The 15,635-nt window shown below is 39.8% G+C and carries 8 protein-coding genes and 1 tRNA gene; 7 read left to right on the forward strand and 2 right to left on the reverse strand.

Annotation, left to right across the window (positions count from 1 at the left end; genetic code table 11):
• The 4 genes from RRY75_RS08800 to RRY75_RS08815 all read left to right on the forward strand — a co-directional run.
• Nucleotides 1–4,979, forward strand: a 4,979-nt coding sequence (locus RRY75_RS08800; RefSeq protein ID WP_332716406.1) for a DUF7507 domain-containing protein, incomplete at its 5' end; no start/stop codon positions are given.
• 168 nt (nucleotides 4,980–5,147) lie between these two features.
• The gene (locus tag RRY75_RS08805) at nucleotides 5,148–5,621 is read left to right on the forward strand and encodes an SPOCS domain-containing protein (RefSeq protein ID WP_332527501.1); all 474 of its coding nucleotides are present in this window, start codon (nucleotides 5,148–5,150) and stop codon (nucleotides 5,619–5,621) included.
• Nucleotides 5,622–5,633: 12 nt separating this feature from the next.
• A complete protein-coding gene (locus RRY75_RS08810) occupies nucleotides 5,634–6,116 on the forward strand; it encodes a hypothetical protein (RefSeq protein WP_332527500.1) in 483 nt (160 codons plus the stop codon).
• Nucleotides 6,117–6,208: 92 nt separating this feature from the next.
• Nucleotides 6,209–11,452: a DUF7507 domain-containing protein gene (locus RRY75_RS08815; protein ID WP_332716410.1), complete on the forward strand. Its 5,244-nt coding sequence runs from the start codon at nucleotides 6,209–6,211 to the stop codon at nucleotides 11,450–11,452.
• Between the two features lie 132 nt (nucleotides 11,453–11,584).
• Here RRY75_RS08815 and RRY75_RS08820 read toward each other — a convergent pair.
• Together RRY75_RS08820 and RRY75_RS08825 are read right to left on the reverse strand one after the other, a co-directional pair.
• A tRNA-Thr gene (locus RRY75_RS08820) sits at nucleotides 11,585–11,657 on the reverse strand.
• 98 nt (nucleotides 11,658–11,755) lie between these two features.
• Complete coding sequence (locus RRY75_RS08825; RefSeq protein WP_332527498.1) at nucleotides 11,756–12,391, reverse strand: lactate utilization protein; 636 nt, start codon at nucleotides 12,389–12,391, stop codon at nucleotides 11,756–11,758.
• Nucleotides 12,392–12,610: 219 nt separating this feature from the next.
• On the opposite strand from RRY75_RS08825, the gene RRY75_RS08830 reads away from it, so the two are divergent.
• The 3 genes from RRY75_RS08830 to sdaAA all read left to right on the forward strand — a co-directional run bounded on the left by RRY75_RS08830 (nucleotide 12,611) and on the right by sdaAA (nucleotide 15,581).
• A complete protein-coding gene (locus tag RRY75_RS08830) occupies nucleotides 12,611–13,864 on the forward strand; it encodes a hypothetical protein (RefSeq protein ID WP_332527497.1) in 1,254 nt (417 codons plus the stop codon).
• Between the two features lie 158 nt (nucleotides 13,865–14,022).
• Nucleotides 14,023–14,685, forward strand: coding sequence for an L-serine ammonia-lyase, iron-sulfur-dependent subunit beta (gene sdaAB, locus RRY75_RS08835; protein WP_332527496.1), 663 nt, complete (start codon nucleotides 14,023–14,025; stop codon nucleotides 14,683–14,685).
• Between the two features lie 32 nt (nucleotides 14,686–14,717).
• A complete protein-coding gene (gene sdaAA / locus RRY75_RS08840; RefSeq protein ID WP_332528387.1) occupies nucleotides 14,718–15,581 on the forward strand; it encodes an L-serine ammonia-lyase, iron-sulfur-dependent, subunit alpha in 864 nt (287 codons plus the stop codon).
• Nucleotides 15,582–15,635 lie beyond the last annotated feature (54 nt).

A 15,635-nucleotide genomic window follows, 5' to 3' on the forward strand; every position in this document is an offset into this window, starting at 1 on the left:
AAAATAATAATACAACTACGCTCACAACACCTATTGATACTTCAGCAGATATCAGTGTGACCAAGACAGCACTTCCTACACCTATGGTACCAGGTACGCTTGCAACGTATACACTTACTGTGAAGAATGTAGGTCCTTCTGTAGCACAGACAGTCACCCTTACAGATGCTATACCAACAGCCCTTACAAGTCCACAGTATAGTACAGATGGTGGCACCACCTGGCAACCCTGGGCAGGTAGCTTAAGCCTTGGTAATCTAGCAGTAGGTGCAAGCCAAAGCATACTAGTAAAAGGCATAGTGGACGCTACAGCAATAACGGATGTAGCCAATACAGCCAACGTGAGCAGTCCAACACCAGATCCAGTACCTGCTAATAATACGGCAAACGTGAATACGCCAGTCGCCCCATCAGCAGACCTTTCAATAGTTAAGAAAGTGCTTACCTCACCAGTGGTGGCAGGTCAGCCTATAGAGTATAGCCTTGTAATTAGCAATGCAGGTCCTTCAGCAGCTCAAAGTGCAGTTGTAGCAGACCCAATAGTAGCCACTATTTTAAGTCCACAGTATAGCACAGATGATGGCAGTACTTGGCAACCATGGACAGGAAGCTTAGCTGTTGGCACTATGGCAGTAGGCGCAACAGACACTATCCTTATTAAAGGAACGGTTGCTCCCAATGCAACAGGTATCTTAGATAACCAAGCGACTATCAGTAGTCAAACGCCAGATCCAAACACAAACAACAATACAAGTGATGTGAAAGCACCTATCACCACTTCAGCAGATGTGAGTGTGACTAAGACTATCAACACCACACCTATTGTAGCAGGTCAAACCATTAAATATACGCTCGTAGTCAAAAATGCAGGACCCTCTGATGCACAAAATGTCACCGTAACAGATTTACTAGCATCTGCTATTACAAGTCCAGAGTATAGCCTAGATGGTGGTACCACATGGATACCATGGGTAGGCACTTTAGCACTAAATACCCTAGCTGCAGGTGCAGTACAAAATATCTTAATACAAGGCACAGTAGCCTCTTCAGCAACAGGCAACCTAGCCAATACAGTCACAGTAGCAAGTACCACACCAGATCCAAATCTAGCAAACAATACAGCTACAGCTACAGGACCTGTGACGGGATCAGCAGACCTTGCCATAGTCAAAACAGTAAGTCCAAGTCCAGTTGTACCTGGTAAGCAAGCCACTTATACCCTTACAGTAACCAATAATGGGCCATCAGATGCACAAAATGTCACAGTGACAGATTCTATACCAAGTGCAATGACCAGTCCACAGTACAGTACAGATAACGGTGTGACCTGGGCACCATGGACAGGAAGCCTAAATGTAGGCACGGTAGTCTCAAGTGCTCAAGTTATCATTTTGATTCGAGGCATTATCAACTCAAATGTAGTAAGTAATGTAGCCAATACAGCCACCGTGACAAGTCCAACACCAGACCCAATACCAAGCAACAATACAAGCGTGATTAGTACACCCGCTGCACCTTCTGCAGATATCAGTGTAACAAAAGTTGCAAGTCCATCCCCTATTGTACCTGGTGGCAATGTCACTTATACAATGGTCGTGAAAAATGCAGGACCCTCTGATGCTCAAACAGTCATCCTAACAGATACAGTAGTAGCAGCTATTAGTCAACCACAGTACAGCTTAGATGGCGGAGCTACTTGGCAACCATGGCCAGGTAACTTAGTACTAGGTACACTTACAGTAGGTCAGACACAAAACGTAGAGATTAAAGGTGTAGTAGATCCTAGCACCACAAGTAGTGTAAGCAATACAGTGAAGGTAGCTAGCCCAACGCCAGATCCAGATCCAGGCAACAACACAGCAACTATCCAAACCCCAGTAGCACCATCCGCAGATGTACAAGTGACTAAAGTTCTTACGACACCAGTCGTAGCCGGTCAGCAAGTAGGGTACGTTCTTACAGTGACTAATGCAGGACCCTCTACAGCTCAAAGTGTTGTTTTAAGTGATACGATACCAGCAACGCTTTTGAATCCAGAATATAGCACCAATGGTGGTGTGACTTGGCAAGCATGGACAGGAAACTTAGTCGTAGGGAATATGGCACCTTATGCAGTTCAAAAAGTAAGTATTCGCGCACAACTGAGTTCAGCTGCAACAGGTAACCTGGTTAATACTGCAAGTGCAACGAGCCCAACGCCAGATCCAGATCCATCTAATAATAAGGCCACAGTAACAACACCTATTGACGTCTTAGCAGATGTCAGCGTGGTCAATACCCTAAATACGACACCCGTCGTAGCAGGCGCACCAATAGCTTATGCCCTTACAGTGAAAAATGCAGGACCATCTGATGCTCAAAATGTTGTTTTAAGTGAAGCCGTCCCACCAAGTATCTTAAATCCAGAGTATAGTACAGATAATGGTGTGACTTGGCAGCCATGGACAGGAAACTTATCACTTGGTACGCTGGTAGCAGGAACTGGGCAAACCATACTTCTAAGAGGTACAGTCAGTCCATCTGCTACAGGAAGCCTTACAACTACAGCAACAGTAGCAAGCCCAACCAAAGATCCAAACTTAGCCAACAATACAAGCTCCAATACAGTACAGATCACCACATCTGCAGATGTGGGTATTGCTAAAACAAGCACACCAAATCCAGCTATTCCAGGTAATCCTATTACCTATACCCTTACAGTAACCAATGCTGGATTATCTGATGCACAAAGTGTGTTGGTAACCGATGCAGTAGCAAGTAGTCTAGATACCCCAGAATATAGTCTAGATGGTGGTAGTACTTGGCAACCATGGGTAGGCAGCCTCAATATAGGGATCTTGCCTGCTAATAAGTCACAAGTGATAAAAATCACAGGTACGGTTAATAATGGTGTCACAGGCAACCTAACCAATACAGCAAGTATAACAAGTATTACACCCGATCCAAATCCAGCTAATAATACAGTAACCATAAGAACTTTGGTAAATAAAATAGACCTCATCAAAACAGCGAGTACAACAGGCGCAGTATTAGGTGATACCATTAGCTATACGCTTAAAGTAGTTAATAATGGAGAAGTAGTAGCTGAAAACATGGTGGTTCAAGATGTGTTGCCAGTAGGCCTCACCTATGCTAACAATCTTCAAGTAGGTGGTGTACCAACAGCTGGAGACATTACAGTAGGGGTCACAATAGGCAATGTGGCAGTAGGTCAAACCGTTCTTATCACTTTTGATGCCAAAGTTACAAGTATACCTGAGGATACACAAGTAGAGAACCAAGGAAGTGCCAACTACGTTTACCGAAAAGACTCAGCATCAGCACCTATACCAGGCACAGCACTGAGCAATATCAATCAAGTGACCCTTTATAGTCCAAAACTTGATATGACGAAAGTGGCAAGTACACCATCTGTAGTGGTAGGTGAAGCCTTTGTCTATACCATTAAAGCAACCAATAGTGGAGATATTATCCTTAACAACGTAAAGGTTACAGATAATCTTCCAGCAAGCTTTATGGTTCAAGGGATTACAGTAGATGGTGTAGCCATCAGTGGAGATATCAGAGCAGGTATCAATATCGGTACCTTAGCAATAGGCCAGACTAAGACTGTAGAAGTGACGATCGAAGTGGCAAACACTGCCAATATCAGCACTTTCAATAATGTTGTAAAGGGAGTAGGAGAAGCCCTTGTAAATCCTAATCAGCCACCCTATAAGATTCCAGGTGAAGGAACAGATACAGCAGGTATAGCACTCTACAACCCAACACTTGTGATTGTAAAGAGTGCCGACAAAGCCAATGTGATCGTAGGAGATGTCGTCACTTATACCCTCAATGTAACTAACTCAAGTAATCCAATCCTTAACAATATAGCATTCAATAACGTAATGATTTCTGATCTTCTTCCAGCAGGACTTGAATTCATATCAGGTAGTATGAATATTGTAGGCGGAAATATCTTAACAGGTGTTAACATCGGTACTTTAGGCATTGGCGAGACAAAAGTTGTGACATTCCAAGCCAAAGTTATCAGCGCAGACCCAAGACCTATTGTGAATACAGCGACCGGAAGTTTTGAATACACCCTTCCAGGAAGACCTATGCAAGTAGGCACAACAACAAGTAATCCTTACACGTTACAAATCACAGTGGTTAGCCTCAAACTTGTAAAAACAGCTGATGAAGCAACGGTGAGCTTGGGAGATACTGTCACCTATACCGTCATGCTTACCAATACAGGAGAAGTGCCAGTATCTGGTGTAGTCTTTACAGATCAGCTACCTGCACAAATGAATTTTGTAGAAGGCAGCTTTACACTTAATGGTCAGGTTGTCAACAATGTAGATTTAGCAGTAGGCATTATCATCCCATCTATTGGAGTAGGTCAAACCATTACGCTCAAGTATCAAGCAGAAGTGACAGGAAGTAACTGTAGTGGCATGCTTGTAAACGCTGCACAGGCAACCTATGAGTATAAGTTAGCAGACGGTACAACAGGTACTTTGATGACAGATGATGTTAGTAATAGTGTGAGCTTACAAATGAACATCAGTACGTTTAAGCAGATGAGTATAGAAAACTATCTGTGTATACCAGAAGCCAAACCTGATATAGAAGCCATCAACAATGCGACAGGAACGATTGATATCGGCAGTATGAATGTGATTGAGACCACCCAAGGCATAAGTGTAGAGGGACAAAATTTGACAGGATACAAACTGATTGTAAGAGGTACGTTGAATCTTGTGATTGAGTATACAGCCCTCAATGAGATCCAAAGTGTACACTCCGCACACTATAGCGTGCCATTTAGTACCTTTATCATCTTGCCAAAAGACTATAGTATAGGAAGAAGAATAGAAATCGATAGCCTTGTAGAAGACATTTATTACAATGCAATAGACATCAGGAAGTTCTTCACCAATACAACAGTGCTTATTAATGCTAAGATTTTAAGCTGTCAATTTAAAAAATAAATAGCTTTTAAATTTGGTCCAACAAAGCAGATTAGTCTACTTTGTTGGGCTTTTTTTGTCCCTAATAACAAAAATTAAATCTCTGACGATAATTAAACACCAAGAAAGGTGTGAGTACATAAGATATATTAGGCTTATATGTCTAAATATTTTTTAAGGAGGATTAATATGGCAATCACACAACGTAATTTGGTAGAGTATCATGGGATTTCTGTATGTCAATATGAGAACTTGCCAAACTTTAATCAAGTTATTAAAGACTTTACCTTTTGTGTACCAACACAAAAACCTGATATTGAACAAGTAGTAAAGGTATGGGCAAGACCATGTATTGTACAGCAAAAAGTAATACAAACGCCAAGAGGAACATCTATTGAGGGGCAACATGTAACAGGGTATAAATTAATGATAGCAGGTGATATCAATTATAAAGTAGAATATGTGGCACTCGAGGCAACACAAAGTATGCATACTGCACATACAGTTATTCCATTCTGTGGATATATTGTATTACCCGAAAAATTCAATCCAAACTCAATTATTACAGCAAATGTCCTTGTAGAAGATATTCATACAGAGCAACTAGATTCAAGATGTGTTTATAATAATATAACAATGATGCTTACAGCTGATTTGTGTTAGGGGGGAAAGAGAATGTCTTGTCAAACAGGTAATGCTATTCAAGGAAATTTGCCAGTAGAATCCTTATATTTCAAAGAAGAAATGGTGTGCGAAATCTTAAGTATCCCACCACAGAAACCAGATATGGAAAGATTGCTAGATGTATTGGTATGGCCAGAGGTCGTCAATGTAAATCTTATTGAAACACCTAAAGGAAGAAGTTTTGAAGGGCAAAATTTAACAGGAGTAAAATTGGTTGTAGAAGTGAATCTCAAGGAAAAAGTAACATATGTAGCCAATGAACCTACCCAAAGTGTGCATGCAGCACATTATGAAACGCTTAAGAGTATTTTTGTTATCCTACCCGAATATATAGATGGCAAAAAAGTATGCGACCTTTTTAGATCAAATCGTGTAACAGTGAGTGCCTATGTAGAAGATAGTTGTGCAAGAATGTTAGATACAAGAACAATTCATAAGTGTGTAATGCTTTTTGTAGATGTCAAAGTATGTTAGTTTGACAGTGGTAAGGAAATTTTGAAAATTTCCTTACCATTATTTAAAAGGTTAGAAGCCTATTATAACTTAGAGAATAGGAGGATTTATGTATGGCATTTATTGAAAGATACACAAATGTCACAAAAGGTGCATTGACTTTTACAGGCAATACACTGGGCTTTAGTAGTTATGATTTTGCTGGAGGTACTGGGATAGGAGCCTTTTTATCGACTACAGCAGGTTTAGCAGTTGCAGGATACCCAGCACCTGCTACGCTAAATTGGCAACAAAATGGTTCAACGGCGGTACTTAATATGCCAGCAGACAGTACAGTGCTTTATGCAGAATTAATATGGGGAGGTTCAAGTAATAATGATGCGGGTACACTTCCCATAAGTACACTGAATACCCCCATTACTTTTAAGACACCACTGACAACTCAACAGATTACCTATGATCCAGCCACAGCACTGGAGACCACGCCAGTGCCACAAGTGTTTTATACAAGAAGCCAAAATGTAACGGCTTTGGTTGCTGCTGCTGGTGCAGGAACCTATGAGGTAGATGGTGTACCAGCTACTTTAAATCCAGAGGCTCAAGATGTAACCTGTGCTGGATGGGTGCTTGCAGTAGCCTATACCAATAATACATTACCTTATGCACAGTTAAATATCTATGTAGGAAATCCTGTTATTCAGTGGTTTACACCACCGGTAGATGTACCTATAACAGGCTTTGCAACACCTCTTACAGGTAGCTTTGATGTAAGAGTACTGGTAGGAGCTGGGCAAGGAAATACAGGAAATTACGGAGATTCTATCTTAATAGGACCTACTAATACTATGCTTACGCCATTAAGTGGGCCTAATAATCCAGTGAATAACTTTTTTGGAGGTCAGATCAATAATGACCAAGGGTTACTAGACACCACAGGATCTTTTGGTAATTACAACAATCCACCCGGTGGTTTTTTACCGGCAGTAAGATCAGACTGGGATATTACTAACGTAGATGGTACAGCAGCCTTTATCAATGGAGAAACCAATGGCGTATTGGAATTAACGACAAATTTTGACACCTATTATATACCAGTATTAGGATTCCAGATTGGTGTCCAATCACCTAATATTAGTTTTACTAAGACAGCCACACCTAGTGTAACGGCAGGAGATATGATTAATTATAGCTTAACCATTACTAATAATGGTGCGATTACTACAGATAATTTCTTAGTAACAGATCCTATGCCAACAGGTGTGACACTTAATGTGCCAGGTATACAGGTAGTAGGAGAGAGCGGACCTCTTGTTAATACGTCTACAACTTCTCAATTAACGATTGATGTGGGAGCAGTCGCACCAGGCCAAACAGTAACCATTTATTATAGTGGTACGACAACAACGGCTACACCTACACCTTCTTTGAATACGGCTAATAGTAGCTTCAATTTCACACCACTTCCTGGTAATACCTTTGCAGTGACCCAGTTAAGTAATCCCACATCTACCCAGATTATCTCAGCAGATGTGGTCATCACCAAGACCAGTTCACCTAATCCTATAGTACCAGGCACTATGGCTACTTATACCTTGACAGTAACCAATAATGGGCCATCTCCAGCAAGTAATGTAGTCGTGCAAGATACTGTAGGGCTAACAAGTCCACAAGTAAGCTTAGATGGTGGCGTCACATGGAACACTTATATAGGTAGTGTATTACTAGGTACAGTAGCAGTTGGCGCAGCAGGCACGCAAGTTATTTTAGTACGTGGTATGGTGCCAACAGGTGTAACCACGCCAGTGAAAAACACAGCCCAGGCAATAAGTACCACACCAGATCCTAATTCAGCTAATAATACAGTGTTTATTCAGACCCCAGTGAGTCCATCAGCAGACATTAGCGTGACTAAAGTGGCTAAGACGAATCCAATAGTACCTGGTCAAATGGTAGAGTATATCATGACTGTGAACAACGTAGGACCATCTGATGCATCAGCTATTGCACTCACAGATGCAGTCGTTGCAGGAATTAGTAATCCAGAGTATCTGATTGGTCAAGGCAGTAACTGGCAACCATGGGTAGGAAATGTAAATGTTGGACCACTTGTAGCAGGTGGTACAATCACTGTAATGATTAGAGGAACAGCGACCTCTTCTATGACAGGTGCTGTTGATAATACAGCAAGTGTGCAAAGTCAAACGCAAGATCCTAATGTGGCAAATAACACATCAACGATTACAACGCCTGCACAGCCATCAGCAGATCTTAGTATTACCAATACTTTAAATACCACGCCAGTAGTACCAGGCCAGCCTATTGCCTATACACTTACAGCAGCTAACCTAGGACCTTCAGATGCTCAAAATGTAGTGGTAACAGATGGAGTACCCTCTACTGTTGTAAATCCAATGTATAGTGTAGATGGAGGTACGACGTGGTTACCATGGACGGGAAGCTTAACATTAGGTACTATGCCATCAGGTGCGACACAAAATATTTTAATCAAAGGCACTGTAAGTCCATCTGCTACGGGCAGTGTCAGTACGACAGGTGCCATTAGTAGTACCACACCAGATCCAAACTTAAGTAACAATCAGTCTACCAGTACAGCACCATTTATGCCAATAGCGGATATGGCAGTAACGAATACTTTAAACACAGTACCATTAGTAGCAGGTCAGCCAGTAAACTATACAATCCATGTAGCTAATCAAGGCCCATCTGATGCTCAAAATGTAACACTTACAGATGCTATACCACCAGTTGTTAACAATCCACAGTATAGTGTAGATGGAGGTACGACGTGGTTACCATGGACTGGAAGTTTAGCGTTAGGCACTATGCTAGCAAACACCAATAAAGATATACTCATCAGAGGGACGTTAGACTCACAAGCAACGGGTACACTTGCGACTACAAGTGAAGTAAGCACGACAACCCAAGATCCTAATCTAAGTAATAATATCGCGACAACTAGTGCGTCTATTACGACTTTAGCAGACCTCTCTCTTACTAAGGTAGGAACACCTAATCCAGTGACAGTGGGTGGGCAAGTAGCCTATACGGTTACCATGAGCAATGCAGGACCTTCAGATGCAGTAGATGTAGTCTTGACAGATGTTATACCCGCTTCAATTGATAATCCACAGTACAGTACAGATGGTGGTACCACATGGCAACCATGGACTGGAGTTTTAGCTGTAGGTACACTTAAAGCAAAGAGTTCCCAAATCGTTAAAATACGTGGTGCAGTCAATGACAAAGCAGGGGCAACTGTTGTGAATACAGGTAAACTTACTAGCCAAACACCAGATGCTAATCCACAAAACAGCGTGGCAACAGCAACTAACTTAGTCAATAATGTTCAAGTGATAAAGACTGCTAATGTAGCAGGCGTAAGTGTAGGGGATACCATCACTTATACACTTGAAGTAATGAATAAGGGTGGGGTAACAGCTGAGCAGGTCGTTGTGACGGATGTATTACCACAAGAAGTAAGTTATGTAGGCAATCTCACGGTTAATGGTGCTGCTGTAAGTGGCAATATTCAAACAGGCTTACTTGTTGGCAATATCGTGGCTGGAGCCACCACTACCATCACATTTGATGTGAAAGTAGTAGCTATTCCAGCTGATAAGCAGATTGGAAATACAGCAGTAGCCAACTACGTATATCGTGCGAATCCAACAGCTGCACCTATTAGTGGCAAAGCAACCAGTCCAGTAAATGAAGTGAAAGTATACGCACCAAGTATGGCAGTTACTAAGACATCAAGCCCAACGAATGTGGCTGTAGGAGAACCTTTAGTCTATACCATGAAGGTAACTAATACAGGTGATATAGCGCTTGATAATGTAGTTGTCACAGATGAGTTGCCAACAAGTTTTCAGGTACAACAAATTCAGGTGGGTGGCGTGACGGTTACAGGAGATATCCGCACAGGCATAAATATAGGTACACTCGCTATAGGGCAAACAGTAGTTGTAACCATAACTGTAATTATTCAAGCAGATGTTAATATCAGCACATTTAAGAATGTAGTGAATGTAGTAGCGGAAGCAACAGTAGATACAACACGCCCAGAAGAACCTGTTCAAGCAACAGCTACAGATCAAACAGGTGTTAATATTTATAATCCAAAATTAGTGCTCGTTAAATCTGTAGATAAGCAATATGCTGTGATTGGGGATGTAGTCACTTATACTATCAAGGTAACCAATCAAGGGAGTACGGTACTAAGTAATGTCAATTTGGATAATGTAGTGATTTCAGATATATTATCAAGTGATTTATCCTTTGTATCAAATAGTGTGATGTTAAACGGTAAGGTTATGCTAAATGTAAGTATCTTAAACGGTATCAATATAGGCACACTTGCTGTAGGTCAGACAGTAACACTTCAGTTCCAGGCACAAGTAATGAGCGATAAAGTAACACCTATTGAAAATACAGTACAGGGTCAATACGCTTATACATTGCCTAATAGACCACCTCAAAGTGGAAAAACCCAAAGTAATCGAGTAAGCTTGAATGTGGTTAATGTAAGTCTAGTAGTAGAGAAAACTGCTACACCAGAAACTGTTGCAATTGGAGATACAGTAACCTATACGGTTAAGGTGACCAACACAGGTGATGTTACAGCACGTAATATTTTATTTACAGATGCGTTACCTAAAGAAGTTACTTTAGTGCCAGGAAGCTTTAGCATTAATGGTAAGGTTGTTAATAGTGTAGACATGACAAAAGGTATTATTATCCCCGATATTGCAGCAAAATCAAGTGTAACTATTACGTATCAAGCAACGATTACAACAAACAATTGTAGAGGGATCTTAACCAATCAAGCTAGCGTCACGTATACGTATCAATTACCAGATGGTAGTACAGGAACAAAGACTCAAGAAGGTGCACTTGCCATGAGTGAGATCAATGTAGAGATTAGTCAATTCAAGCAAATGAGTATTGAGAAATATTTGATGATTCCAGAAGCCAAACCCAATATTGAAGTGATTAATAACATGACAGGAACCATTGATATTAATCATTACAATATCATTACCACACCGATTACCACGAATATAGAGGGACAACAATTGACAGGAAACAAAGCTATTATAAGAGGCACATTTAATCTTGTCATTGAGTATACAGCATTAGATGCAGAACAAGGTGTACACTCTGCACACTATAGCATCCCATTTAGTACCTTTATTATCTTGCCTCCAGGTAGTCATGTAGGTAAAGGTGTAGATATTGTAGGTGAGGTAGAGGATATTTATTACACTGCACTAGATATCAGAACATTCTTTGTTAATATTACAGCATTGATCAATATGAAAATGCTGAGTTGTTAATCAAAAGCCCCAGTTATTTCGAAAGTTGAAATAACTGGGGCTTTTCTAGGTGTACTCAGCAAAATAAAAGAACTGTCCACCCGACAAAAGTGACAGTTCTAATCAAAAATAAGTTTTTAGATTTTTCTATAGAGCTGCTAATCGGAATCGAACCGATGACCTCTACACTACCAATGTAGTGCACTACCGACTGTGCTATAGCAGCGCATTTCTCAATACCCTCATAGAATATCATATTACTATACGCTTGTCAATATTCCCAAATCGAGACTAAAAATTAAATTAATTCGGAAAGCTTAAGGTTTAGTACCCTAAGCTTTCTCCTACTAGAATGACATGAATGCGGTCAGCTTCGCGACTATTGCGTGTGATGAGTGTGTGCATACACATACAGTCTGGGCTTAAGCAGTTGCCACAAACCCCTGTTAGGCCACAAGGTGTTTGGCGATTTAAGCGGATGCCGTTTTCAGGGCAGGCTGTACTTTTGATACGGTGAATACCTGTTTCTACATTTGTGGTAACTTTGTTCATCCCTACAATCATAATTACCTTTTTAGGACCATAGATAAGAGCAGATATACGGTTTCCATTCCCATCTATATTAATGAGTTCTCCGTCTAGTGTAATGGCATTGCTACTCATTAAGTAGAAGTCTGCAAAGTAAGCTTTGCGAAGCATCTCATCTACTTCTCCGGGGACAGCTTTGGCACGGTCATAAAGGGTGTATGTAGCTTGTGTAGTAAGTGCATCTAAAAGGCCAATTTCTTTAATGCTTTCGGAGCCACCCCAAGCAATGCTAGAACCTTCAGGCATCATGGAAAGGGCTAGGTTTAAGGCTGCCTCTTTAGTCTCACAGTAGTAGCCATTCATATGACGTTTGCCTAGTTGTTTCATGATTACAGTAGATTGCTTAGCATAAAAATCTTTTTGAATAGACATAACAACACCTCACATAATAAATTTATTTCATTATAGCATAAAGATAAAGCTTAGTATTAAAATTAAGCTAAAATAAATATAGAATAGACGCTTCAATTTCTAAAGAATCAAGGTAGAGGAAAATATGTAACCAAATAGTAATAATAATATTTGTTTAAACAACTTGTAAAATTTGTGCATGTATATATAATTGTAAATATAAACTTAAGGAGGTTAGTTATGAAAAAGAAATTATTTCCTATGCTCTTACTTGCATTAGCACTTGTTTTCACAGGTTGTAGCACAACCCAATTAGAATTCTGGAGCAAATGCCAAGAATCTAGTAACTGGGCAGCCAGTACCATTAAAGGCACAATGAATATGGATATGACCATGCAAGGTGAAACAATGAAAATGGTCATGACTATGGATGGGATTGCCAATACAGAAGATATGAGTAGTGAATTAACCATGAATATGGATATGAGTGCAGCGGGTATGGATATGAAGATGCATGATATTCAAATATTCATGAAAGATGGCAAAATGTATATGAGCAAAAATTACTTTGTTCAACTTTTTGAAACAAGTGGACTTCCAGTGCCAGCAAGTTTTGCAAATCCTGAAGTAGAGTTTATTACTTTTACAGATGACAATGCACAAATAGCTATGATTATGGAAATGACTCAGCAAGGGATGTTAGCAGATAAAGAAAAATATGCTGATATGATGAAAGATATAGCAACAGAACTTGGTTTAGATGTAGAAATTACAAAAAAAGATAATACATATACTATTGACTTAGATGAAAAAGAAATGTTAGCATTTGTTAAACAGATTATTTTAACAACAGCTAATAACATGGAAAGCTTAAATAAAAAGTATAACTTAAATATTCCAGATGAAGATATTACCGCATTAAAAGCTCAAATGGATGAAGTAAAAGTGCAACTTGACCAATTAATTCCACTTGCAGAAGCTATGGTTAAGGGAAATGTTAAAGTAGATTATACTTTTGGCAAAGATCAAGTCAATGAAAAAATGACTATGAATATGACTATACCTGTACTTGATAATGCAGTATTCAACATGACGATGGATATGGTTGTAGGCAAAGCCGAAGCAAAAGAAATTGTAGCACCAACAAAAGTATTAGAAATGACTCAAGCAGAACTTATGAATGAAATGATGCCACAAATGGTAGTCATCAATCGACTTGACAATACGCTTATGAATGCAATGGGTCAATCAGAAAGTTGCCAAGTTATTGTAAAAAATAATGAGGTTTATATACCTGCAAAATTAACTTTAGGTTACTTAGGCCAAGAAGTAAAATATGATGCAGTGGCTAAAAAAGCTGGTATTGAAGTAGGGGGCACTTTTAAAGCACTTAACACAATCAGTGAAAAAGGTATTTCTTACGTGAGTTTAACAGAAGTTCAAAACTTAGGTTATACTGTAGAAGCTACAGCTGACTTCATTACAATCCAATAAGATTGAGTAAGCAAAAAGGGTGAATACACAAATATTTTGTGTGTCCACCCTTTTTTCTGATAGAAATATCCAAAATTATGAAAAATAGATTTGGCTTATAAAGCACATATTGGGTATAATAGATATGAAAATGTCAAAAAGAGACGAGGTAAAATAGCATGAAAGAAATAAGTATTTTTGACGTGATTGGACCTAATATGATTGGACCTTCAAGTTCGCATACTGCAGGTGCGGTACGTATTGCCTTAATGGTACGTAAACTGGTTCAAAAACCTATTCGTGAAGTCAAGTTTATTCTATATGGGTCTTTTGCACAAACTTACAAGGGACATGGAACAGACAAAGCACTTGTAGCAGGAATGCTAGGCATGGATACAGAAGATGAACGTATTAAAGATGCCTTTTACTATGCCCGAGAGGCAGATTTAAAGTATAGCTTTGAACCGAATGAAATTAAACATACAGACCATCCTAATACAGTAGAAGTAATTGCTGAAGATGAAAATGGAGATGTGACAACGGTCGTTGGTGCCTCTATTGGAGGTGGTAATATTCGCATTGACCAAATTAATGGTATTGATGTAGAGTTTACAGGTGAATACTGCACCATAATTATTAAACAACAAGATACACCAGGGGTTGTAGCACATATTACAGAAGCCCTTAATGAGTACAATATTAATATTGCATTTATGCGTCTTTATCGTGAGAGCAAAGGGACCATGGCCTATACAATTATTGAAACAGATGAACATATAGACGAAGGTGTACAAGAGAAAATTCGTGCAAATCCATCTATTTTAAAAGTAACCATGATATAAGAGCTTTAACTACAAGACGAGGAGAATAACTTATGAATTTTCAAACAGCAGAAGAACTATTAAGTCTTTGTAAGACACATGAGTTACCTATTTCAAAGATAATGTTAGAACGCGAAAAAATAATTGGAAATATGAGTGAAGAAGAGATTTTGAAGGCCCTTACTCATGCTTATGAAATTATGAAAAATGCCATCAAGCGCTCCCTTACAGAAGATCTCGTGTCTATGGGTGGACTCATTGGTGGGGAAGGCAAAAAGCTTTATATGAGAAAAGAGCAATCAGCGTGTGGGAGCTTAGTTTCAAGAGCCATTAGTTATGCCATGGGTGTACTTGAAGTGAATACATCCATGGGGCTTATTGTAGCAGCACCAACAGCAGGGTCTTCCGGGGTTATTCCAGGTGTATTTGTCGCTATTCAAGAGGAACATCATTTTAGTGAGGAACAAATGTTAGAAGCTCTTTTAAATGCAGGAGCAGTAGGTTACTTGATTACACGTAATGCCACAGTATCTGGTGCAGAAGGTGGATGCCAAGCAGAGATTGGTTCAGCTTCCGCCATGGCAGCATCAGCTGTTACCGAGCTGCTTGGAGGAACACCTGAACAGTGTTTAGATGCAGCATCTACAGCACTTGCCAATATTTTAGGCTTAGTGTGTGACCCAGTAGGCGGACTTGTAGAGGCACCTTGCCAAAATCGTAATGGAATGGGTGCTTCTAATGCCTTAATTAGTGCAGAGATTGCCCTTGCTGGTATTAAGCATTTAGTACCTTTTGATGAAACAGTAGAAGCAATGTATAAAGTTGGGCATAGTATACCGTTTGAGTTACGTGAGACGGCTCTGGGGGGACTCGCAGTAACTAAGTCAGCTTGTGCAAGATGTGGTAAGTGTGACTAGGTCACAAAAATATTGCACTCATAAAAAATAAAATGACATATACTATAATTAGGA

Origin of the sequence: Niameybacter sp. (assembly GCF_036655075.1) — a bacterium.
GTDB lineage: Bacteria > Bacillota > Clostridia > Lachnospirales > Cellulosilyticaceae > Holtiella.